16 protein-coding genes are annotated in these 24486 nt (G+C 47.2%); 1 reads left to right on the top strand and 15 read right to left on the bottom strand.

Annotated elements, in window-relative coordinates; genetic code table 11:
- Positions 1–370: 370 nt before the first annotated feature.
- Complete coding sequence (locus OB236_RS09860; RefSeq protein ID WP_262683833.1) at positions 371–1396, top strand: NAD-dependent epimerase/dehydratase family protein; 1026 nt, start codon at positions 371–373, stop codon at positions 1394–1396.
- Positions 1397–1500: 104 nt separating this feature from the next.
- Here OB236_RS09860 and OB236_RS09855 read toward each other — a convergent pair whose 3' ends face one another.
- The 15 genes from OB236_RS09855 to OB236_RS09785 all read right to left on the bottom strand — a co-directional run bounded on the left by OB236_RS09855 (position 1501) and on the right by OB236_RS09785 (position 24179).
- Complete coding sequence (locus OB236_RS09855; protein ID WP_262683832.1) at positions 1501–3015, bottom strand: PH domain-containing protein; 1515 nt, start codon at positions 3013–3015, stop codon at positions 1501–1503.
- Entirely contained in the window at positions 3002–3481 is a 480-nt protein-coding gene (locus OB236_RS09850) for a PH domain-containing protein (RefSeq protein WP_262683831.1), read from the bottom strand. The genes OB236_RS09855 and OB236_RS09850 overlap by 14 nt, the downstream gene beginning before the upstream one ends.
- A gap of 54 nt (positions 3482–3535) precedes the next feature.
- Positions 3536–4609 (bottom strand): LolA family protein, encoded by a 1074-nt coding sequence (locus OB236_RS09845; protein ID WP_262683830.1) that lies wholly within the window; start codon positions 4607–4609, stop codon positions 3536–3538.
- Positions 4606–6084, bottom strand: coding sequence for a HAMP domain-containing sensor histidine kinase (locus OB236_RS09840; protein ID WP_262683829.1), 1479 nt, complete (start codon positions 6082–6084; stop codon positions 4606–4608). Before OB236_RS09840 ends, OB236_RS09845 begins: the two co-directional genes overlap by 4 nt.
- Complete coding sequence (locus OB236_RS09835) at positions 6074–6796, bottom strand: response regulator transcription factor (RefSeq protein ID WP_262683828.1); 723 nt, start codon at positions 6794–6796, stop codon at positions 6074–6076. Before OB236_RS09835 ends, OB236_RS09840 begins: the two co-directional genes overlap by 11 nt.
- Before the next feature lie 64 nt (positions 6797–6860).
- Positions 6861–8279, bottom strand: coding sequence for an ABC transporter substrate-binding protein (locus tag OB236_RS09830; RefSeq protein WP_262683827.1), 1419 nt, complete (start codon positions 8277–8279; stop codon positions 6861–6863).
- A 107-nt stretch (positions 8280–8386) separates the two neighbouring features.
- Positions 8387–8731, bottom strand: a complete 345-nt coding sequence (locus OB236_RS09825; protein WP_262683826.1) for a YobA family protein — start codon at positions 8729–8731, stop codon at positions 8387–8389.
- 213 nt (positions 8732–8944) lie between these two features.
- Positions 8945–9676 carry an NAD-dependent protein deacylase gene (locus OB236_RS09820; protein ID WP_262683825.1) on the bottom strand — a complete coding sequence of 244 codons (732 nt, stop codon included), beginning with the start codon at positions 9674–9676 and terminating at the stop codon, positions 8945–8947.
- Between the two features lie 2 nt (positions 9677–9678).
- Positions 9679–10080, bottom strand: coding sequence for an iron chaperone (locus tag OB236_RS09815; protein ID WP_262683824.1), 402 nt, complete (start codon positions 10078–10080; stop codon positions 9679–9681).
- Positions 10081–10373: 293 nt separating this feature from the next.
- A complete protein-coding gene (locus tag OB236_RS09810) occupies positions 10374–11726 on the bottom strand; it encodes a HAMP domain-containing sensor histidine kinase (RefSeq protein ID WP_262683823.1) in 1353 nt (450 codons plus the stop codon).
- Entirely contained in the window at positions 11723–12397 is a 675-nt protein-coding gene (locus tag OB236_RS09805; RefSeq protein ID WP_076235647.1) for a response regulator transcription factor, read from the bottom strand. The genes OB236_RS09810 and OB236_RS09805 overlap by 4 nt, the downstream gene beginning before the upstream one ends.
- Positions 12398–12453: 56 nt before the next feature.
- Entirely contained in the window at positions 12454–14424 is a 1971-nt protein-coding gene (locus tag OB236_RS09800; RefSeq protein WP_262683822.1) for a serine hydrolase domain-containing protein, read from the bottom strand.
- A 213-nt stretch (positions 14425–14637) separates the two neighbouring features.
- Positions 14638–14940: a hypothetical protein gene (locus tag OB236_RS09795; protein ID WP_262683821.1), complete on the bottom strand. Its 303-nt coding sequence runs from the start codon at positions 14938–14940 to the stop codon at positions 14638–14640.
- A gap of 2 nt (positions 14941–14942) precedes the next feature.
- On the bottom strand, positions 14943–15140 hold the full coding sequence (locus OB236_RS09790) for a helix-turn-helix transcriptional regulator (protein WP_262683820.1): 198 nt from the start codon (positions 15138–15140) through the stop codon (positions 14943–14945).
- 282 nt (positions 15141–15422) lie between these two features.
- Positions 15423–24179: a cadherin-like beta sandwich domain-containing protein gene (locus OB236_RS09785; protein WP_262683819.1), complete on the bottom strand. Its 8757-nt coding sequence runs from the start codon at positions 24177–24179 to the stop codon at positions 15423–15425.
- Positions 24180–24486 lie beyond the last annotated feature (307 nt).

Here is a 24486-nt window from a genome sequence, read left to right as displayed (position 1 = left end):
ACCTCCTTTCTTTGAATCGGAATTTTGAAAAACGCTGGAAAAGAAGAAATAAGTATCCAGGCTGATCACGCAATTGATACATTTTGTATCATTAAATACATGGTTTTCCCTATAAATTTTTCCTCCTCCCTGCGAATTCACCTAAAATAGGCCAAACCTCTCAAATATAGCGTAAATATATCAGGCATATAAAAATATTACGATACATTTTGTAACTAGTCAATATTTCTTATATAGAGGTATCTGACATGCCCCTGTAAACCCATAGATCACTTCCATGTAACTTACTGAATATGAAGATAGCTCTTAAATATTACGTTGATCTTCGATATACTAAGAATATGAATGAGAACATAATCATAACGAGAAGGTGATAGTCTTGAACGTTCTTCTATTAGGTGGAACCGGTGTGATTAGCAGACAAATTGTATCGCAGCTGCTGCTCGCTGGTCATGAAGTCGTTATATTTAACCGGGGTTCCCGAAAGCTGCCATTTGCCGGTGACGTGGAATGGATAACAGGTGATAAATCAGATGCCCAGCGCTTTGAGGCATCTATGAGCAAGCGCACGTTCGATGTCGTGATCGATATGATCAGCTTTAATGAAGCTGACGCCCGTTCAACGGTTAACACCTTTAACCATCGTGCCGGACAACTTATCATGTGCTCCAGCATAGCTGCGTACAAACGGCCATACAAGACCAATCCGATTAAAGAGGATGCCGAGGAGCTTTTCGATAACCCGGAATTTGCCTATGCTTACGAAAAGGCCGAAATGGAGCGGTATTTGCAGCGTATTGCCGGGGAACAGCAGCTTCCGATCACGATTATCCGGCCATCGTTAACCTACGGAATCGGTGGCAGTAATCTGGGTGTGCTGAGACAAAATTACAACATAGTTCAGCGAATTCGCCAAGGCAAGCCGCTTGTGATGTTCGGGGATGGAACAACGCCATGGGCTTTTACCTTTGCCCCTGATTTGGCCAAAGCCTTTGTTGGCGCTGTTGGAAATACACGGACCTACAACAAGGCTTATCATGCCACTCATGAGAGTGTACACATCTGGAACGATTTGTATGTGGAGTTCGGCAGCATTATCGGGATCGAGCCGCAAATCGTCCATATCCCCTCAGAGCTTTTGGCAAAAGCAAACCCTGGTTTGTTTGCCCATCTAGTATTCGAGAAAAGCTATTCCGGGCTGTTCGACAATTCTCTTATTAAATCAGATATTCCCGGCTTCGAAGCTACTATATCGTTAAACGAAGGTCTTCGTATGATGCTCGATTGGTATGAGAGCGAAGCCAACACCGTAGATGCGGATAAGGACCTGCTGGAGGATCGATTGACGGAACTTTATTTCGAATGGAGCAGGCAGATGGAGGCTTTTCAGGTTTAGTACAATAGCTTCCTGACTTCCAAGATAACGAAAAATGACCATCGCATAAGATGGTCATTTTTCATTGAAGCATACACAGTGGGACGCGGATGCAAGTAGCTGCTTCACTTATGATTCGGACGGTACCACTTCATAATGGCAGAGCACTTCGATACGGGCAAACCGTACAACTCAAACTGAGCGCCCGCCAGTCGGGAAGCAACGGAGATGCCGATTGTCGCCAGCCCCCAACGCCGTTCCAAAGGTCCATGTTCCATCCGGCATGATTGGATCCGGTTACGCGGTACCCTGACAGTGGTTAACGCAAGCCGACGCATGCGAAGCACAAGCATGTCGTTGGTCAGCATACTTCCTGCATCCTTAAAGCTCCTATAACCGAGAAGAGCTGACCCCAAGCAAAGTATCGACCCGAGCCAGCCCCAATTTGTAAACCATACCGTCACCGCAGTCGCTATCGCAAAAATAACCGTCCAGGGCAGGACATAACTTCTCCAGGCTTTATGTGGCAGTGCTTCGAAGGCTAGTGTCGATTGTACAGCAAACCTGGGTGCCATTCGCTGCAGGAACCTTTCGATTTCAGTGCGCCGCAGCAGCGGGAACAGCAAGGTTGTCTCCCCTTTCTCATTACCGTATCCAACGCTTTCTACATGAATAGCAGCAAACCCGAACGGCTGCCACAGAAGATCCTCCACGATACGAATCGCCTGAATTCGGGCTAGGGGCAGCGTGACCTGCCTTCGCTCCAACAGTCCCCGCGAGATAACCAGCTCATCCCCCAAGCGAATAATAGTAAAATTAGCAAACTTAATAATCGATAGACACACTCCCAGAACCCAGGCAATCAACAAACCAGCCGCGACGATCAACGGGATAGCCGCAAATTCAAACATATCTACGACCATTTGAAACACCTTCAAGTCAGGAAAAATCTCATCCACTTTGGACATCAGGGCAAGAACTAACGCAATCGCGAGTCCCATACTGCCTGAGCTCATCCCCGCAATAAACAAGCTGCCCAGAGAGCTCTTGTACATAGGCTTCTGCTCATCCACTTCTGGCTTCGTCTGCCCTGTCCAATCCCCCGACAGATTCCCAACCTTGCCTGCCTCAAGGCTATCGGTCTCAGCAATGCCTTCATCCTGAGCATTGGTTTTGTGTGCACGCAGCTGCTCCCTCAGATGATGAGCCTCCTTCCGCGTTACCGCGGAGAGTACGACTTCAGGTTTATTGCCTCCAGCAGTCTGCACCTGAACCCGGGTAACCCGGAATATACGATGCAGCAGCCCTTCCGTCAAGTCAATCGTCTGAATACGTTCAATCGGAATGAACTGTCGCTTGGTCACCCAAATACCCTGTTCCACTTTGAGTTGCCCGTCGGATACCTCATAGCGGTAACGAAGCCAGGACAAGATACCGAACCCGAGCATGCAGACTACAATCGCAGCGATCACGATGATTCTCCAGTACCCTGCTCCGCTAGTCCCTTCCCCACGAAAAAACCACGTCGTTAACAGAACGACTAATGGAATCAACGCTTCTTTTATGAGCCCCATCGAAGAGAGAAGTGCTGTTAGTGGATGCAGTCTTTTACCGTTGTGAATAGACTCAGATGTCTTCATTATTCACCCTCGCGAGTTCAGCAATTCGGTTACGTACAAGCGCAGCCGTCTCGTCAGCAAGAGCAGGAATATGATGCTTGCCCGCAGCTGTGGAAAAGGTTACGCTTGTCAAACCGTATTTGCGTAGTATCGGTCCCTGATGTGTATCGACATGCTGGATTCGGACCATCGGAATCACCGTTCTTTTAACAAGAACAACGCCATGCAGCAGATCGATCTCCTCTTCCCTGATTTCATAACGCCACCGTTTCCATCTGAGCGGCGGGATGACGATAATATCCAGGTACATTTCCAGTATAATGGCAGCCCCTATGAGCACCGTAACCCAGCCGGGCCAATTATATTTAATGGCAATAATTATAATAACGGCACCAACCGCCGCGATACATAAGCTGGTAATCGCTGCACCCCACTGCCACGCTGTGATCGCACGCCGGTCTATGGTTTCATTGGGTTGTATATCCATCGTCAACAGACCTCCTTCATACTAACAACGGCTAACCTAGCTAGCCTGTTCGGGTTACATGGAGCTTAACTCCATCCTATTTGTGCGCTCCACAACCTCTTCCAGAGGGATATCGGGATTTTGAACGATCAAGGAATATCTTAAACCCTCCTCATCCCATACGAGCGCATGAATTTCGGCAAGATACTTTCCTTTCGATTCACGAATGTTGATAGTTCCGGCATCGTGTTCCAAACTTGTATCTTTCGGCGTTTTGAAAACACTTAACAGAAAAGAAGGCTCGTTATTTCGCGCATAATAGGCGGTGATTTCCGTATGCTTCAGCTCCCCCTGCAACTCGTGCATTTCTACTTTTGTCAGGGTCACATTGTTGTCATGTAACACTCGAAACGGTTGACCAAGAGCACGCTCCCCCTCTTCAAGCGTCACTTCCCTGATCGGATTGATATCCTGAAGCGATTGAATAATGACATGCTTAGGAATTTCCAGCCAAAAGGTTGCATCTGTATATTTCGGAGAAAAATCCACTTTCGTATAGGTGGACTCAATGGCAAAATCACCACTGGACGCGATTGATTTCAAGATAAACCATGTTTTCTGGTCGACCCAAAATTCCATGTCGCCTAGCATCGTATTAGCTGAATCGGCAGACACCTTCATATGATATGTGTTCATGCCGAGTATGCTCTCTTCCCCGACAACCTCAGATTTATGCGTCGATTGCATGGCTCTCAACATATTCATCAATTGCTCCCGCTGTGTCATTGAAGTGATTCCCATATCATTGGTAATATTCATCGAAAATGCGCTATCTTTCGTCCGATCGTAGACAATGACTTGCTTGCCATCATTAACAGACGTGACAGTCTCTTGTCCGCTGCTTCTGATGTCCACCCGTTTCTTTTTGCTGTCTGCATCATACCACTCTTTATACACAGACGCCTCGGTCTCCATATCTTTCTGCTTCACCAGCATCGTTCCTTCAGCGTAGTAGGAGTCGATTTTTTTCTGCGATTCCAAAACTTTGGAAACGATATCTGCAGGCGTAGCTTCTGTATGGTCCGTACAACCCGATACGACAAAAAGCAACGATATCCCGATTCCCAAACTGAGATAATTCCACTTCAAGCTTGATCCTCCTTCTTTCTCTGCAACCAACATACAACAAGGGTACCATACCCCGGCGCTGACCATAACTGAATCTTTCCATTATGCTTATCCATGATGATTTTTGCGATACTGAGTCCCAATCCCGATTGACCTGTTTTCGTTTTCGTACGGGATGCATCCACCTGATAAAATGGCTCAAACACTTTTTCCTGACTAGCGATCGGAATCGCCTCGCCTTCATTCTGAACCAGCAGGATAACGCCATCCGTACGCCACTCCGCTAACGCCTGTTGAAAAACAGGGAACACCCAATCCGGCAGCTTGAATGGATCAGATACAGCTCCAAGCCAAATCGTATCGTTCGGCAGCGTATGGCGAATTGCATTGTTCATTAGATTATCGATGATTCTGACCATTTGCGAAACATTAACGGCATATATCCCTTGAACGCAGCTTTCCTTATGTAGATCAATACTGTTTTGTGTGCACAACTCATCGTAGCCGGAGAGCAGCATGTCAAATAATTCGTCTCCATCCACGTCGACCCGCTCCATCTCATGATAAGACGATCGCAGCACGGTATACATCGTTAAATCGTCCAGCAGTTGTTTCATATAATCCATTTTCTCGAACAGCATGGAGAAGTACTCGATCCGTTCCTGCTCATGAAGCAGCTGCTTTCCTTGCATTAATTCGGTATAGGCACGGATCAAGGTCAAGGGAGTTTTCAGATCGTGTGATAATGAGGCGACGATATATTCTTTTTCCTGCTGCTCCTTCTTAATCGTTTCCCGTGATTGCATGATTTGTGACCGCATATGCATAAAATGGGTGATCAATTCGCCAATCTCGTCATGAGTCTTATGGAGAATGGGCTGAAAGGGTCGATCATAGGCAAACGAAGTCATCTGTTCCATTAATAAACGGATCGGCCTCGCGAATTTTCGATGGATAAAATAAATAACCGACGCATAGAGCACGATAAAAAAGAATACAAAACATAATCCAATCCATAATGTCCTGTACTGTACCCCTTGAAGCCACTGCTGCCGGGCCAGCTTGATTTCGTAAAAACCGAGCAGTTTCGATCCGTTAAAAACTGGTTTTTTGATTGAATATGTATAATAGCTTTTTTGCAATTCATACAAATGCGCATACAGGTTGTCTCTATTGATGCGAGGCAGGGAGGCAGCTAAGGAATCCGTTCCGGAAGTGAACAAAGTTACACCATCATACCGGTATAAACTAATTTTGACCGTACCACTCGCCAGCTCTTCGACGGCACCATATGGCTCTTTGGACTGAATTTCATAATATGAAGGGCTCTGCAACCTGGATTCAATCCCGCTGATTGTATTGGAAAATTCGATATACTCCAAAATATCCTGTCTTTGGTCATACTGACTTAACCATACATAGAAGGCGTACAGGGCTGCAACAGGTAGCAGCATGACAATCAAGAACACAAGCATTAACCAATATTTAAGCTTCATCGCAACGCTGCTCCCCTATAAACCGATAGCCGCTTCCCCACATGGTTTGAATAAACACAGGCTCCCTCGTCGTATCCTTCAGCTTGGTCCGTAGGCTTTTGATATGAACCGTTACGGTATTGTTGCCATCTACATCCGACTGCTGCCAGATTTGCTCGTAAAGCTCCTTCTTTGAAAATGTCCGATGCGGATGCTTGGCTAATAGCAGGATGAGCGCCAGTTCCTTAACTGTCAGCAGAACCTCTTCCCCACTCAGAAATATCCTTTGCGTCATCGAATCGATTGTTAAGCCGTACTGATAATCGATCTGATTGCCGCTATCTGCCAGCTCATTGCGAAATCGGCGATAGCGGCGGAGATGGGAGTGAATTCGAGCAGAAACCTCCACGAGACTGAACGGCTTGGTAATATAATCGTCCGCACCCAACTGCAGGCCGCTAACTTTATGATGATCTTCTTGATGGGCACTTACGATGATCATGGGAACGTCACTCGCTAAACGAATGTTACGGCATAAGGTAAACCCATCCATTTCGGGCAGCATCAGATCGACGAGCACAAGATGATACGTATCCCGGTTGAAATCCTCCCAACCCTCGAGTCCCGTAGAGGACCAGGTGACCCTGCACCCTTCTGTTGTCAAGTAATCACGGATTACGCGGGCGATTTCCGGCTCATCCTCTACGAGTAAAATATTGATTGTTTCCTTCAATAGCCCTCTCTCCATTCTCCTTCGCTATCATATCCTGTCAGCCGCCAGGCATCCCGGAACACGCTTATTGCTTACTGTCCTTGCCGCTTTCCTGCTCGAACTTCGCCTTCGTCATCTCCTGCTGTCCTTTGTCTTCGATTTCTTTTAAAGCATCCTCTATCGTTTTTTTCTGATCCAGCACCGATTTAAACTCTTGATTGACTATAGTATCAAAGGCTGTATAAAAGCTAAAAGGGATTGCTGTCAAAGTATTAAAATCGTTATAGCTTTTATCACCCGGCCGCAGCTTATAGAAGGCCTCCAGACTGCGGCCGTCCTTATCCTTCACGTAAGCAGTTCGGGTCAGAAGTTCAAACGTCGATTTCGATATGATTTTGGCGTATTCGTCACCGTTGAGATATTTGACCAGTTCCCATGCGGCAGCAGGGTCCGTGGTTTTGGAATTAATCGCCATAATCTGACTCAAAGCAAAGCTTGTGGCCGTATCCGGGTTGCTTCTGTCTATCGGCTCCGTGACCAATGCCCAATTAACAGGCTTCAGATCCTTGACAGTTTTTTGTGCCTCGGACATCAAAGCAATCATGTTGAAGCTATCTACGGTCATAGCAGCCTTACCCGATATAAAATGATTTTGGGTGAAGATGGAGTCCACTGCATTCATATTAGCTGCCGGATTGGAGGGCTCGGCGATAACGCCAGCTCTATACGCATCCACAGCGGATTGAACAATTTTTTTCCAGGGCTCACTGTTGATCTTGACAGCCATAGATTCCGAATCGACCATGCTCAGACCTTGCGTGTGACCCATATTATTCAACAGCTCATAGTACCCGCTTTGAAAGCTGCCCTGATGAAATCCATATATGCGATTGGGTCCCTCCCCACTCGTCGGGAATCGCTTGGCCAGTTGAAGCACCTCATCCCAGCTCATCCTGTCTGTAGGATAGGGCACACCATTTTGATCAAAAATATCTTTGTTATAATAAAGCGCCTTGGCGCTAAAACCCGATGCCAAACCGTACAGCATGCCATTTCCTTTTGTCTTCAACAATTGAGTGCTGGCTGGAAGCATGCTATCCAAATCGAATTTATCTTTTTTAATAATCGTTTCCAATTCAAGCAGCTTCCCATCTCCCGAAAGCTTTTCATACTGCTCCTGACTCAAGAACATGACATCCGGTGAGGTTTCCTCCAGCAGCTTGACCAGTTCTTTATTCTTATCCTTGTCTGGCAGCATCAATGAGGTCATAGGTATAACCTCTACCTCGATATTGGGGTATTTGGCGTTAAAGGTATTGCCATACAGCATGGCAAAGGCCTGCTCATTATAAAACAACACTTTGATTTTTGCCTTCGCATCCTTGCCCAGCGCTTTGAATCCGGTTGTACTTCCCTTCTCCTTGCTGCTAACGGATAATTCGCACCCTACTGTACCCACAAGCATAACCGCAATCAGCAACAAGCCAACTAACCATCTTTTCACATTTGTTACTCCTCACTATCTAATCTGGTGGAGTTTGCACCACTGTATGAAAAGTATAGCTTTGCTTATTTGGCTTTTTTCAGATTTAAGAAATACTTTATAATTTTTCATAATTTTTTAAAATCTTTAGCTGAAGCTTGAGCAGGATAGGATTGATCAATACCGCCATCAATAGAAATACTTACTTTGTCACCAATATGTATGGAATCGTTATCCGTATGTACCGTAATCCATATCGCATCCGGCTGAGCTTCCTTTAATAGCTGCGATACGGTTTTATTTTTGATTTCAGCGCTATTTGTATTTCGCACTACTAAATATTTATGATATTCTTTTGCAATTACGTAGCCTTCCCTATAGTCCCAAACCTTAGGATTCCCGTCATTTGGACTATTTGTTGAGCAGCCTGTCATACAAAGGAATATAGTCGCTACAAGCATCACATATTTCATCGGTACACCTCTACTTTTTTGCTAATCGTCACATCTACTTAACGACAACAAGCTCAATATGGTTGCAAAATAGTAAAATTATACCACGGCCATCTAAACATAGCTTGATTCCAACTTCTTATCATAAAAAAGGGTCACCCCACAAAGTCGCTTCTTCAACGCCCTGCAGAATAACCCTAATGAATAACCTATGTGGTATCCCATAGCTCTGTTTCAGTCGGCTGTCAGCGCACTCAGTACCTTGGCAATGCTCTCCGAGATGATATAGTTGGCTAATCCGTCCATAGGCGTGGCACTCTTATTAATTAACAGGAAGTGGTTCCCTTCATATAACCGAATTAACCCCGCTGCTGGCTGTACGGTAAGAGAAGTACCTGCGACGATCAATACATCAGCTTGTTGTATATATGCAGCCGCGCGTTCCAGTAGTTCCATGTCCAAGCTCTCTTGATATAAAACGACATCCGGCTTAACCAGTTCACCACACCGCTCACATAAAGGCACGGGGCCATGTGATCCAACGATCGACGCCAAAGGATATACCGCGTGGCAACCCATACAGCGATTCCTGTGAACAGATCCATGCAGCTCAAGCACATTCATACTTCCAGCAAGCTGATGGAGACCATCAATATTCTGTGTAATGATAGCCTTCAGCTGCCCTCTCTGCTCAAGCTTCACCAATGCTTCGTGAGCCGGATTAGGCCTTGCATCTGGATAAAGCATTTTTGATTTATAAAAATGATAAAACATCTCCGTCCGCTCCAAGAAAAAATCACGGCTTAACATTTCTTCCGGCGTATACCTCTCGTCCGTTCCTTCATTATATAATCCATCAGCAGAGCGGAAATCGGGAATTCCACTCTCGGTTGAGGTACCAGCACCTCCGAAAAAAACGATGTTGCTGCTCTCACCCACGATTTTCTTGATTTCATTAAAGTTCATGCCTATGACCTCTTTCCTCTGGTACGGGTACTGGTGTTTTTTACTTGTTTCATATTTTCGTCAGCTCTGAATTTAACTATCCGACATACTAATTCGTAAGGCAGCGGCTTGTCTAAAGGAAATTGTATAGACCCTTTTGCCCATTTGTATGGTGATAATTCATGCTTGAACGCATCAACCCCACTTGGAGCTGGATAAAATCCTATATGATTTTTGTAAGCAGCAAAATGCACCAAATTTCCATGCAGATCAAATGTAGGCATTTGATAACTTATCTTTTCCTTAGCTTCTGGCGCCGACTCTTGTATAACCTTTCTTAACGTATTAAGAATTTCCTGAACCTCTGGAGGGAATTTTGATATGTATGCATCAATTGAATCCGAAGTATTATGGGTTCCTTCCATAATTTCTCCTTTCATAAGCCCTTATAGGTAGCCGTCTTAATATCTCATTATTTACTTTCGACCATACCCGATAACTTCCTGCTTCTGGATCCATATTCAAGCTCTCCATAAAAGCAAAAGCACCCATCGCGCCCTTGCTCAGGCACAATCTGGTGCTGTCTCAATGGTAAATATGGCTTATCTAACAGTCCATGTACACTGTTCCGTGCATGTCTCCTATGAGGAATAGATGACCCCTGCAAGTTCGATTCGTTCCATCAAGAGATAAAAAACCTTGGTCCTACACGTTACCGTTATCGAATAGGCAGCCTAACAACCACTGTTGTACCTTGGCCGACCTGACTTTTCATTTCGATGCTTCCGTGATGAAGATCCACGATTTTCTTGGCGATGGCAAGCCCGAGACCATTCCCCCCAATGTCGCGGTTCCGCGATAGGTCCGTTTTGTAAAACCGCTCAAATACATAATCAAGCTGCTCCGGTGCTATTCCAATCCCTGAATCGGTTATCACGAAGCAAATTTCATTCACTGAATGCGTAACGCGTATTTCGATATGCCCACCTGCGGGTGTAAATTTGATGCTGTTGCCGAGTACATTCATCCACACCTGGTTAAGCTGGTCCCGATCAGCCGTTATTTTGACAGCAGCAGCTAATTCCAAATCGATACGAATGCCCTTCACCGACCACTGAGGTTCGCAAGTAACGACGATTTGTCTGATTTGCTCGTCGAGATTATACGTAGACGCCTCGAATGGATGATGCTCCGAATCCAGGGAAGCAAGCTTCAGCAAATTATCGCTAAGTCTGGATAATCGTCCGCTCTCCGCGATAATGATATCCAGGTAATAAAACCGGTCGCTTTCCGCTACCAAGCTGCTGTTTTTCATCGCCATAGCAAAACCGGAAATAGACGTTAGCGGGGTTTGAATTTCGTGAGAAACGTTCGAAACAAAATCCTGCCTCATCAGCTCCAGCTGCTTCAGCTCGCTCGCCATTTCATTAAAGCTTTGCGTCAAGGCTCCCATTTCGTCCATGCGTTTCGTTTTGATTTCCACGTTAAAATCGCCCTTCGCAAGTCGTTTGGTCGCTTGTGTCAATGCCTGGATCGGCTTTACCAAATATCTGGCCGCAATCAGGATACATAAGCTTCCAATCAACAAGGCGAGCAGCAATACGAGCAGGACCATCCGATTAATAATATTTTCGTTTTGCGAGGAAAACTGCATAAACATCGCATGTGGCGCCCCTTCAAATGGAAAGGGTATACCGATGAAGGTTTGCTCCACCTCGCCAGGAGAACGGTAATATTGTCCCCGCAGCACCTGCTGAACGGCTTCCGGCGCGATTTGGACGTTACTCGTATTGTTTAAGCCATAGATCGTTACGTTACCCGAAGCATCATAAATGTGAACCGGATAGGCAGAGACGTTTACCATGCGCTTGATGAACGTATCCCGATCGTCGGGCTTTGTTTGTTCATAGAGACGGATAATTTCCTCACCTACTGCAATCATGTCGTTCTGTCCAATATGGTTGATTTCCTTCTTGAACAAAAAGAATCCAATAAAGAATGCGGATAGCAAACTGAAAATAATGACGGCCAGAAACGTGCAAACAATACGGACGTATAAGGTTTTGATCATGTAATCACTAACCGGTATCCCAGACTACGAGCCGTTTCAATTTGAAAATGGTGCGTATCGTCAGCAAATCTTTCCCTTAGCCGCTTAATGTGAACATCGACGGTTCGGTCATCACCTTCGTAATTCATCCCCCAGATATGCGCGATCAATTGTTCACGGGTAAAGATTTGCCCGGGATGATTCGCCAGCTTGAACAGCAGCTCGAACTCCTTTAACGGCAGATTCAGCGTCTCCTCTCCCCTAATCACTTGAAAGCTGCGGCGATTCAGCACAATGCCACCCAGCTGTATCGTTTGCGAGGAGACAATCATGTAGCGCTTCAGCAGCGCTTTTACTCTCATCACGAGCTCCAATGGATCAAACGGTTTCGTTAAGTAATCGTCCGTTCCAAGCTGAAAACCCTTCACCTTTTGTGCTGACTCTCCTTTGACCGTGACCATTAATAGAGGGATATTCGAATCGATCCGTCTGATCTCTCTGCACAATTCCCAACCGTCTAATTGGGGCATCATAATATCGAGAATAACCAGATCGACTCGAACATTTTCCACAATCGACAGCGCTTCTGCACCGTCTCTTGCCTCCACGATCTCGAAGCCTTCGTTCCGCAAAAATAAGGTGATCAGCTCGCGAATATGAGCATCGTCATCTGCGATAAGGATTTTGGCCATAAACATACCTTCCTCCAATCTTTAGCGTATTCCACCGACAAGGGCAGATTGTTGTTTTAACCAAATTGCCATCCCAATAGATTCCAATGATAGTAAAACAAACTCATCACCACTGCCGATAGCGCCACGAGCGTGTAATGCACGCGCTTCAGCACTGTCCAATATTGGTTTTTCCATGCCATTACGCTTAAAGCCAATATCGCTACGGTCAATCCAACCAGTATGACGGGCATGAACAGATAAAGATTTAACGATGCTGTGATGCGGCTAAGCCTGTCCAACTGATCCATGTTCAACACTACGACGTACGTCGCGATGAGCGTCACTAACGCCCATGCAGAGGTTGCCGCGGACAGCCGAACTGCCCACTTCTGCGCTTTCGGCAGCTCTTTGATTTCGCGTCTGCGATAAGCCAATCCAATCAATACGGTGATGAACAGAATGGCCGAGATTCCGAGTAAGGGAAGCCAAAACTTCGGTTGATCAAGCAGCGGTGTCGGTTCGAGCGGCATTTCTGGGAGAATATCCAGAAGCAGATGAGTGACCTTTCCCGATGCATTGGTGCGAAATCCGATCTGATGTGTGCCTCCAACCTCTTGAAATAAATTCGGTTCGATGGGAGCATATATTTGCTGTTCAGCTCCACTTCCAATGGACAGACGGTTGTCGGAAACCGAAACACTGATCTGCGATAAAAAACTGAAAAACTTATCTATCTCCGAGTGGTTACGACGCGTAAATTGATAGGAGCCGGCATATTTCGGCACGGCATTCTCAAGCTCGGCCGACACAGCAGGCAGTTTGCCTACTTGTGCTGGATAGTATCGATCGAAAAAGGCTTTGGCCAAACCTGCCGCTGCTGTTCCACCTTCGCCTCCGCTATAGGAAACAAAAATACCGATTTGTTTATCAGGTACAAGATAAAGCTCCGTATTGAACAGCGTGTCAGCGCCCCCGTGGGCAATAACGCGCAGTCCATTCATCCGCAGCTCGTAAAAGCCAAGATCCATAGCAGGCAGCCGTTTGTCAAACTTGAAAGCTGGCGCATGCATCAATTTGGCGGTTTCCGGCTTAAGAATTTGTTGGTCTCCATAACGCCCGTTCTGAAGATGGGCGATCATGAAATGAGCCATATCGACCGCGGAGACTGATCCCGATCCCGCAGGGCGGAAACCTCCCTCGAACGTAAGCGGCTTGGTGACGAATTGACCGTTCTCGCGAGCATAGCCGAGCACCACATAGGGCTCTAAAGAAGCCGGAACAGGCTCATGAACGGTTGCATATTTCATGTCGAGCGGATTGAAAATGTTGTTCTGAATAAAGTCATTATAATCGATGCCGCTAATTTCCTCGACAATAAGTCCCGCCAACGCAGCCCCATAGTTGGAATAAGACATCATCTCGCCCGGAGGCCGAACAAGCGCCAGCCTATGCTTGGATAGCGTATCAGAAATCGACACCGGGAGTTTGGTTGGATCCGTGGTTATTTGATAGCCAACGCCCCCTTCCTCAAACCCGGCGGTATGGGTCAATAGATGACGCATAGTAACCGGCTGCGGATAGGTTTTTGGTATTTTCACTGTTTTCAGGTAGGTGTTGACGTCGGTATCGAGATCAAGCTTCCCCTGCTCAACCAATTGCATCACTGCCGTCCAAGTAAACAACTTCGTTGTCGAAGCAATCCGAAACAGGTTCGTCCTGGGGTCAACCAGCTTGCCTTCTTCCAGATTGGAGTGCCCATAGCCCTTGGCGAGCAGGACCTGTCCATCCTTTACTATCGAGATGACCGCCCCTGGAATTTTGAAATTGTCCAAATGTACGTTCATGATACCATCGATGAATGCTGTTAGCTGGGCAGTGTCGTTCAAATCGGCCGCTGCTCCCTCCGATTTATCGGATAACGATGTAGAAGCGGGAAGTGCTGCCGATACGGGCGTCTGAATCTCTAACAAACTCACACCCACCGTAACGGCCAGTAACGCTGATACAATCATTTTGCAAGATATCTTTCTCATAAACGATGGCATAGTAAGCCTCCAACACTCCACAAATTTTGATAACTACGTCTCTACTTCATTGGAGAGCATAGCACAAAAGTATGAACGGAGAGTGAACCTCGCTGGTATTCGCTATAACGGGGAGTCATTTAATTGAAGGTATGATCGCGGCCTAAATTTCTGATCGTTTACTAGAAAGCGACCTTTCAATAAGGATAACGAGCCTTCCTTCTCAGATAATCGTTATATTTTCTTTGAAAAATAGATGACAAAAACCGTCCATGATAACAAATACACCCCGAGAAGAGAGCTGAGGACGATCTTCACCGTGAGTCCTTCAACAAAAGGAGTGATCGCCAATAATATTATGATTCCAATGAGTGTGAATTGCCCACTTTCTGACGTAGCGCGGGTTCTTATGAGTTGGTTACGTTCGTCTAAGCCACGATTCTTCTTCACCACTTTGTAAATACTTCCTAAGAGAACAATAGCCGTCAACAGTGCAAGAGTCATAACAATAATTCCAATCCATTGATTTAAATCCATCGTTATTCATTCCCATCTATGAATATTTCTTCAATTGCACATTCAAATGTCCTTGCAATTTTAAATGCTAACGATAAGGAAGGACTGTATCTACCATTTTCGAGAGATATGACTGTTTGCCTTGAAACTCCAATTTTTTCTGACAGCTCTTCTTGAGTCCAACCTCTATTATTTCTTAATATTTTTAAACGGTTTTCCATGTTAGCCCCCAACCATGAAACATTAAGATGTAAAGCAACCTTTACGTAAAGCTTACTTTACATTTTAATCGTTGTCAACTAGGGTTCACGCCTAATTCCCGTGGTACGATACCTCTGCAAATCTATCGTCAGTCGATATTACCTTGATAGCAAGAACGAATCTTTAACTGAAAAAAGCGCAGGCCGATCCCCTTAAGCGAGCAAATAAAGCAAACAAAACGAAAGCCCATGAGCGCCTTATAGGCATCATGGGCTTTAACGTTTTAACGCTTCTTTTGCTTATTAATGGTTCGGTGTTACGTACACACTACCATCAGACAACAGCTTCACCGTGCCGGAAGCCGACTCAATTTCCTGTATTGCCCAATGGTCCTGCGGTACGTCTGGCCAACTTGAAGATTTCACGTTCGCCAACGGCCGTTCAAACAATCTGTTCAATACCTTAACCGCTTCTGCGCGATTCAGCTTGTTTTCCGGCTGGAAGGTACCATCCGGATAACCCTGCAAAATACCTGCCTGTGATGCCTGCTTGATCACTTCGGAAGCCCAGTGATTGCGAGTATCACTGTAATCGACAGTCGGTGCATTGCCAGTCGCAGTTGCCGGAAGCAATCTGGCAGCGATGCTGGCCACCTCTCCGCGGGTAATAGCGTCGTCAGGGCGGAACAGCCCGTTGTTATCGCCAAGCATCAGTCCCGAGCGCTGCATGTCGGCAATTGCTTTGGCCGCCCAATGTCCTTCAGATACATCAGGATAACCCGCCGCTGGTGCCGATGCCGTTGTGCTTGTGGTGCTGCGTGCCCCGATGCGCTGCAAAATCGTTGCCAATTCTGCACGCGTGATCGCTTGCGATGGACGGAAGGTGCCGTCCGGGTAGCCGGACAAATAAGGTTGCAGCACCTTCAGCGCATCTGTTCCATTCTTTTGAATGGTTGTGAATGTGCTGAACTTATTGATTTCAATAGCAATACCAACCAGCTTGCCTTCTGCATCATAACGGATTTCTCCTTGCGAAAGCGCCTTGTCTCCGTCGCTATGCTCAATATAAACAGCCAGCTCCGATAAAATTTGCTTGGCGGCAGCCTCATTTTCAGGCAGCGTCAAGTTATTGAGCGGGAACAAGAGCTCTGTCTTGTATCCAGAGAAATTAGTTTCAATTTTGATCGGTTGGCCGATCACGATGACCGGTTGACCTCCTGCTGCGTTTTGTACCAGCTCGGCTGCCTGAACCCGCGATGTAACCTCGCTGCGCTCGGCATCAGCGCGAATTGGAACAACTCTGAAATAAGCATCCTTACCGTCTTTACCCATCTGTTGCAGCGAAGCTTCCGCTAAAGTGAACTGCACGTCTGGCAGTACGATTTGCAACGATATGCCGCCCTCTGCAAGCACGGTCAAGAAATCAGTGCTCAAGCTTACAAACCGCTCATCTGCAGGTGCATCAGGCACGTCAGTCACATAAATGCGAGCGATATTATCCTTGTTCTGAACCGCTCTTTCCAATATGGCACGCGCTGCTTGCGCATCCAGCTTCACCGAATCGACCGTTTTTCCGCCTTCTGCGGTCCGAACGATTGAGGTTTGATACGTCCATCCTCCGGAGCTGCCAGAAATCGTCGTTTGACGCTCGTTCTGGTCCGGCTTACTAGAAGAATTACGTACACGCTTCATATCAATGGAGTAAGTCTGCGACACGGTTCGATCAGTCGACTCGACACTTACAATGATGGTATTATCCCCAATGCTGAGATCAGGAGTGAAGATGCCCCCACCCTTCAGTGATACGCCTTTTACCGTCACCGCTGCCTGCGGATCATTGGCAATTGCCGTTATGTTGGCTTTACCACTAGTGGTCGTAAAACTACTACCGTAGTTAAGCTTATAAGGGTTGAAGACACTATCCAAGGTTGTATTCACCTGCAAGCTCGACAGCAAAGGCGGCTGTACAGGCAGTGTCTTCTGACGCAGAACGGAAACATTATACGTGAGCTTGGTTCCGTCCTGTGCACTTACCTCGATCGCCAATGGTTGAGCATCCTTGGTAATCGGAATCGATAGGGCTGCTCCATTCGTTACGGCTTGACCCTCGATGCGAATTGTTGCATCAGACTGTTCCGCAGCAGGCAGAAGCGTAATCGCACCTGTCGCATTAGGTACAAGCACCTGATAATTCAAGGTAGCCGGATGGAACTCAGACACCAGCTTGGCTCCGTCCGTAGCCAGTCCCAGCTGCTTCAGCTGTGCGTTACTGCTCGGTTCCCGCCATACGGCAACCTTATAGCTGCGCGTTTCCGACTTATCCGGTGAAGTAACAGTTACAGGAATTTGATTTTCTCCTACTTGCAGCTGAATCGTTTGGGAAGCTTGCCCGCTTGGAACCACTTGTCCCTTAACCTTAATGTCTGATCCCGCCTTCAGGGCGCCAGGTGTCAAGTTAACTTGGTCCACTGTATTATTCACATAAACGGCATAGCTTTCTTCCGCTCCTGTAAAAGCCTGCGCAGCGAGCTCATCACCCGTTTGCGAAGTCGTGGCGTTATTCAGCTTCAACATACGCAGTACCGCTACGCTGGAGCCCGTTCCGTTAATTTGCAGCGTATATTGCTTGTCTGCTGCATTATCAGGATGAACCAGTATTTGCACGGTACGTCCAGCAGCAGGCACATCTACATCTACATAGCCGTTTTCCGGAAGCGTCTGTCCGTCTACTTTCACCACGGAGGATACAACCATCGGAACCGCGTAGACACGAACCTTATCCGCGTAAGCTAACGCTTGATACGAGTTTGTACCAAATTTATAAGGTGTGCTCATCTTAGCACTTCCTGTCGTCAATGCAGCAAGATCACCAGGGTAAGTTGGGATCGTTCCTACCAAATCACGCAGTACCTCAAAGCCATATTCCGTCTTATTGCCGATCTCATCGGATGCCGTGATCTTGATCTGGTTCCGATCTACCTGTGTCACCCAATCGAGCGGTGCATAATATACGAAGCGACCTTCATCATTAAGAGGAACACTTATTCCATTAATGACAAGCTTCGCTCCGGCATCCGTTTGACCGGTAATATAAACCTTGCTGTCATTGGTTACAGTACCGTTCAACGAAATCGGTTTGCCTTGCGCATCATCACCTCCGGACGCGATAAGCAGCGGACCGGTACGATCAACAAACAGCTTGCGGTACGCCACGCTGCGGTCGCCGCGCTCATTGACCGCTTCGATCAGCAGATTGTATTCCCGCTCTTTCAGCACACTTACATTAAGCAGAGAATGCAGTGCAAACCCATAAGTGCCATCTGCAGCTACTTGCCCACTGCCCAACTGCTGCCCATTAACCGTCAGTGTAAGCGATGCGTTTTGATTCGCCGTTACCTGCAAGGTAGCTTGCTCAGCCGCTGTAAGAAGCAGCTTTTCCTCATTTCCGTCAAACGCCGTATAGGCGCGCTCGATCGCATGTGAAGCTGCATCCAGCGAAACCGCCAGAGTAGCCGGTTGAGGAACAGGAAGCTCCGATGTCACGCTCGAAGAAAGAGGACTCAATACAAATCTTCCTTGCTCTTGCCCGATAGCCGATACCGCAAAGGTATAAGAAGCTCCGGCAGTCAAACCGGAAATAATCGCATACTGCCAATCTCCCGTCTGCGGATTAAAGTCCATAATCGGAACAGCAGTCTGGCCGTTTGTGCCTCCGCTGACCCAAATCCGATAAGCCTTCACATCTCCCGATATGGAAGTAAAGCGCAGCGATACTTCTCCGTTGCCTGTAGAAAGCACCTCAGGCTGTGCTGGCGCATTAAGCGTATAAGGAGCAGTTACCTCAACCGTTCCTACCGCAGTTGCGTACACAGGCACTTTGCCTGCGCTCACGCCCGCTACGGACACATAATAAGTCCCAGGCATCGTTGAGGCGGGTATATCGATGGTTGTGCTGCCAGAAGCAGATAAGCCACTCGCGATCACTTCCCCGATGGATTGATCGGCGCTGTCGGTAAGCATAACCGTCACTTCCGCATCAGACGCTGCATTTTCCATCGACCACGTCACTCGAATACGGTTTTCTGCACCGGAAACAGGTGATACCGACGCCTTAATTGCAGGCGTTGGGATTAGCTTCTGGATTTGCAGATTAACCCTTTTCGCATTTTGGATCATCCATTGGCCTACAGGCGCTCCCAGCAGCGAAACATACAACGTATCCCGTCCGTCCTGCACAGGGTTTGGTGTATCAACCTGCGTCTGCTTAAGCGGATCTACGCCCGTGTTTGCACTTAATACCCGGTCTGCAGCAGGCTGCAGGTAGGCATTGCCGTTTGGAGTTTCAAAGTTCAAAGTATACGGCGTTCCGTCCGGAGCCGTGATTACCGTGTCAGCAGTTCCACCGCTGATCGTCAGCATATAATCTCCAGGCTCACCCAATTCGAAGTTCTTGGAAAAGCGCCCTTCCGCCAGCAGTGGTTTGATCGATTTGAACTTCCTTGTGGATGTGTAGGCAACAACACTCGTAAAGCTGCTGCTTATTGCTGTCCACTTCCCGCTCAGATCAGCCCCGTTAAGCAAAATGGTCAGCTTTTGCTGTGATTCATCATAAATGGCGTCCATGCCCGCTTGGTTCGGATCAAGCTGCAGTGTATAAAGCTCGCCTTTTGGCGTATACAGCTTCGTCTGCGCATTGGCCCCGTAAATCTCGACAATCGCCTGGCCATTGTTCGTTGCGCTCATTTGAAATGCCGTAGGATAGGCTTGAGCTTGCACCCATTGTGCTACATCGCTGATTTTCGACTGCGACGGTACAATGTTCAAGGCTGCTGTCGGACTAGTGCCGGCGCTGATAATCCAAGTTCCAGCCTCCACCGCATCCAGTAGTGCGTACAAATTGCCGTTTGCATCACGGTAGGCATTCCAATCTGGCTGATTCTGCACGGCTTGCAGGCCGTAAGGCCTTCCATCAGGTTTATAAATAATAACCTCACCCTGTGCTGCCCCAACCTTCAGTACGTAGGCTCCGCGTTCCTTCATCGTAAGTGATGTAACTGACCGCTCAGGCGTTTGCGCCCATAAATTCACCAATGCATCAAGCGTCAGTGTTTCGTTCGCAAACAGCAATTCATGTATGCTAATACGGCTGTTGCTGTTCGTCACCAGCTTCCAGTTTCCTGCGTATAACGACACACGCATAAAAGTTGTATCGCTAGCTGCATGATAAAATACTTTCGGCTGTACGAATGGCTCAGACGCTGGGTCCGTTACTGCAGGAGCGTTCAGAACGGCTGATCGCTGATCCCCCTTCAAGGCGATGAACGCATTGTAAGTACGATCTACTGCAAAACCGTTAGTCACCTGTCCACTCGAAGCGTTCACCTCTGATGTCATCAGCGACGTCAGATCCAGTGTAGTAAGCTGTCCATCGACTAGGCGCGCCTTAACGTCTGTGCGCACCGTATCCTCTGGTTGGAAGGACTGGCTCACCGGTGTCAAATCATATACTCTCTGCATCTCATCGTTAGAAGCAATGGTTACCTTTTTACGCGAATCCGAATTCGAACCCGGGCTCATCAGGAACAATTCTTCTGCTATATCCAGCCATGGTTGGGGCTTTTCCATGAAGTCCATCACCGAATTGCCGAGCTTTTCCCACCACGATTGCTTCGGAGGCTCAGCTTCCACCTCAAACAGAATCGTGTTGTTGTTAAAGGTATACTTTATATTAGCACCAATCTTGTTATGCTTGAACGTACCATATATGCCAGTTTCAGTAACATAGAGTGCTACGTTATTTACCGTCGCCCCACCGATACGCGGGATTCCTTTAGGAACATATACGGTTCCCTTTATTGCACCGTTAAAGCCTTTTTTATTGAAGGAATAGTTGGTCATCGCTCCCTTAACCACTTCGAATAAGTTAATATCTCCCTTTGAAGCAAAGCCCGGAGAGGAGAACCCTTTTATTCCAGCTGTCGCTGGGTTTACCACAGTCTGCATGCTCATGTTATTCACAGGCAGCCAGTAATAATACTCGATTCCACTGGCGTTAAAGCCATAGGAGGATACATCCATATTCACCGAATCGGTTCCGATCAGGTTGAATTTGTAATTAACCTGTGGGTGCTTCAACTCAGGTACAATTAGATCCATCACTGAGCCTGTAACGTTAAATTTCTGGGGAATTTGCGTTTTTTCCGCCAGCTTGTCTACATTGCCAAACAAATAATTAACCTGAAGGCCTGTCGAAGCCAGCTGCGTCTTGTGATACATGCCAAAGTTCACACCATCCAGACGTCCCTGCTTGGTCTTCATGTTCAAATCAAAGCTAAGATCGGTATCAGGCAAGCTGCCCGTACCCCGAACGCCAACATAAGGAATGCGGCTGTCCACAACAAATTTGGTGTCGTTTGCGTTAAACGGCCCAACTTTAAAGCTGTTGTTCATCGTATACGTACCGGATAGATCAAATCGGTTATTGCGGAATTTCAATTCTTCAACCGGTACGGAACCTGTAACCTTCTGGCTCCCTACCTGCAAGCCGATCTCAAGATCACCAGTCAAACGCAAGCCATCCTTGGCAAAAATAAGCTTGCTCGCCTTGACAGGCATATCCATATTCAAATAATCAGTTGCCTGACTGCTGTTCAGGGCAACGGAAAAGTTGTCCGACGAAATCGTAAACGCTCCGTCCTGAATCGTGTAGGACAAATTCGATCCCAAGGTTCCACCGCCATTGACGAATAAGCGGCCCTCTCCACTAATCGTGGCCTTGCCGGTTGATGGCTCCTTGGTCACCGCAAGACGGCTGCCTTTAAACATGACGGATTCGTTGATCGTCACGGTTTCTGATGTATCGTTAAGCGTATAGGTATTCACCGTATTTGGGTCCTCCGTAAACGGACCTTGCAGCACAAGGCTGTTCACTTCATTGCTTGCGGAAGTGCTTGGAACTTCTACTCGGGCAAAGTTGCGCGGTTTGTAGAAATCAAGTGCCGTCACTGTCAGCCCTTCAAGGAATACATTGAAATTAGGGTTGTCATCGTCTTTGTAGAACTCATGCTCCAGACGGACATCATATTTACCTGGCGGTAATTCAACCTTAACCTTCTTGTCATTCTCAACCTTATCCCTCACTGTCAGTTCCAACTGGCGAGAATTTAGGATATTGTAATCCAAATCATATCGTTGGCCGTCCTGACCCTTCAGGTAGTAATGAATCATATCCAACGGCTTGCGCAGCAAATTCGTAATGCCTGTGCCGACAGCGACTAGCCGCTTTTTATCATTAACATGCAGGAACGATGCACCAACCCGGTCGAAATGGACCTCCGGCGGCAGCATGTTCGGATCGTTCTTCATAGCAAAATCCTTGATTTCTGTGTAGCTTGTGCCAATCTCATTAACTGCATAGCCACGAATCTCATAATCCTGCTGCCAAATCAGACCCGGGATTTCAATGGTAAAGGGGCTTGGATCATCCGGGATTGTTCCCGTATAAGGTACCCGGGTCCAAGCGCTATCTCCCTTCTTACGGTACTCCACTCCTTGCGAGGAGATGGCTTTGTTGCCATTGTCATAAACATTCGTCACAACGCTGACGGTATCATTGATATGTTGAGAGTCAAATTTGATAACCGGATCCTCATCAAACTTAATACCTGGCGCTGTCGGCGGCGAATAACCGAACACCCAGGTTTCGTTCATAATAGTTGCAGGCCACGTCCCGACTTGAGCATTGCCGCTACTCGGGAAGTTTACAACACCAATTTCACTGCGGCTTCCGCCGAATACAACAAAATTTTTACCGTCAAATGCCATGCTGGCATAGCTGAGCGGGAAGGGAATCTGCTGATTGGAAACTAGCTGAACATCGTAGGAGACTGAGTTAGTGGGATTCGTTTTGTTCTCAAAGATTCCTTCCATGCTGAACTTCGGCCGCGCACTGCCTTCCCACTTGTCGCTACTCCAACCGTACGCCATGCTGTCGAACGCAGGGGGATACCTGGTCGTAGGCAATTTCAAGCCTTTCACCAACTCGGCAGCGTACGTATGCACATAGTCCCGTTCCCCACTAAAGAGCACAACGCGGCGTCCGTCATAAGCCATGACATGGCCCCAACGACCGTAATCAACATGTGGACCATTCACCGAACTCCATGACTGTGCAGCCCGATCCCACTTCCACAGCAGCGGAGAACTGTCATCATGGGTCACTGAATGAGTCGAATTGTCGCTGGTGGCTACATACGATTTCGTCACCGATCCCGAGTTACCGCCGTACAGCACCGCCGTATTGCCGTCGTAGGCCATCTGGCCGCTATATGCAGCAGGAGGTGACTGAGCTGGCTGCGCCTGCGTCCAGGTTGTTCCGTTCCACAGCCATGTATCGCCAAGCAGCGTCTTCGAATTTCCACTTCCTGTATAACCGCCGAACAAGACTAGCTGCTCACCATCATAGGCGAGCTGAGCTCCTCCACGGGCTGAAGGAGCTGTCCCGCTTACTTGCTCCCATTTTTCATCTGTGCCGTTCCACAGCCAAGTATCGCCAAGAAGTGAGCCTGACTGACCTACGCCGCCAAACATAAGCACTTTTTGGCTAGTAGCGTCATAGGCCATTACCGCTCCTTGACGTTTGGGAGGCTTGGAAGAAGTAATCGTCAATTCTTGCCAAGTTTTCTGTCTACCATCCCAAATCCAGGTCTCATCAAACAGTCCGCTATTGCCCTGACCACCGAACATGACCACATTGCCTGCCTTCTCGTCATGAGCCATAGCCGCAGCTTGTCTGGCAGCGGGAGGTAAATTTGACGTGACTCTCTCCCATTTATAGTCTGTTATTGAACTGGTCGTTGTGAGCGTAGTCAGCTGCAGCGTCGGCGTAACCACGGTGTAAGTATTCGACTGCACGGTATTAGTTCCACTGCCGTAAGTCTGTCCCGTTACCGTTCCATCTGCTTGAACCGCGCTAATCCCCCCATGCAAGAGAGGCATACACTGAACCAACAGAGCAGCAATTAATATTTTGGCCAATCCGGAATTCCAACGTTTTCTCACTAAATACTCCCCTTCACTTTCACTTGTATTACGCTTGCTAGAAGCGTTAATAGAAACAAAACTATCAACTTACCTACTGCATTCAAGCAGGCGAAAATCCTACAACGTTTGACACAATCCGCCCTTTCCCCTGTCTAATTTTGTCTTATTCTTTTGTATAGTTAGTTTAACATGTCTATTCTGAACCAATTCTGAGCAAAGCAAGGATAAGGCCTAGCAAAGTGAAAGAATAATCTGTTGTAAGCACTGGAAAAGGCAATGTTTACAATTTTTTAGATAATTTAATGCAAAAAATCCCACCATTGCT

This window comes from Paenibacillus baimaensis (genome assembly GCF_025567575.1).
Note: the sequence above shows the minus strand (reverse complement) of the source record. Positions and strands in the feature narration are given on the sequence as shown.

Excerpts from the sequence above, each read along its gene's own strand:
- OB236_RS09855 (WP_262683832.1), bottom strand. The coding sequence starts at position 3,015 with ATGAAGACATCTGAGTCTATTCACAACGGTAAAAGACTGCATCCACTA.
- OB236_RS09850 (WP_262683831.1), bottom strand. The coding sequence starts at position 3,481 with ATGGATATACAACCCAATGAAACCATAGACCGGCGTGCGATCACAGCG.
- OB236_RS09840 (WP_262683829.1), bottom strand. The coding sequence starts at position 6,084 with ATGAAGCTTAAATATTGGTTAATGCTTGTGTTCTTGATTGTCATGCTG.
- OB236_RS09825 (WP_262683826.1), bottom strand. The coding sequence starts at position 8,731 with ATGAAATATGTGATGCTTGTAGCGACTATATTCCTTTGTATGACAGGC.
- OB236_RS09820 (WP_262683825.1), bottom strand. The coding sequence starts at position 9,676 with ATGAACTTTAATGAAATCAAGAAAATCGTGGGTGAGAGCAGCAACATC.
- OB236_RS09815 (WP_262683824.1), bottom strand. The coding sequence starts at position 10,080 with ATGGAAGGAACCCATAATACTTCGGATTCAATTGATGCATACATATCA.
- OB236_RS09810 (WP_262683823.1), bottom strand. The coding sequence starts at position 11,726 with ATGATCAAAACCTTATACGTCCGTATTGTTTGCACGTTTCTGGCCGTC.
- OB236_RS09805 (WP_076235647.1), bottom strand. The coding sequence starts at position 12,397 with ATGGCCAAAATCCTTATCGCAGATGACGATGCTCATATTCGCGAGCTG.
- OB236_RS09800 (WP_262683822.1), bottom strand. The coding sequence starts at position 14,424 with ATGCCATCGTTTATGAGAAAGATATCTTGCAAAATGATTGTATCAGCG.
- OB236_RS09795 (WP_262683821.1), bottom strand. The coding sequence starts at position 14,940 with ATGGATTTAAATCAATGGATTGGAATTATTGTTATGACTCTTGCACTG.
- OB236_RS09790 (WP_262683820.1), bottom strand. The coding sequence starts at position 15,140 with ATGGAAAACCGTTTAAAAATATTAAGAAATAATAGAGGTTGGACTCAA.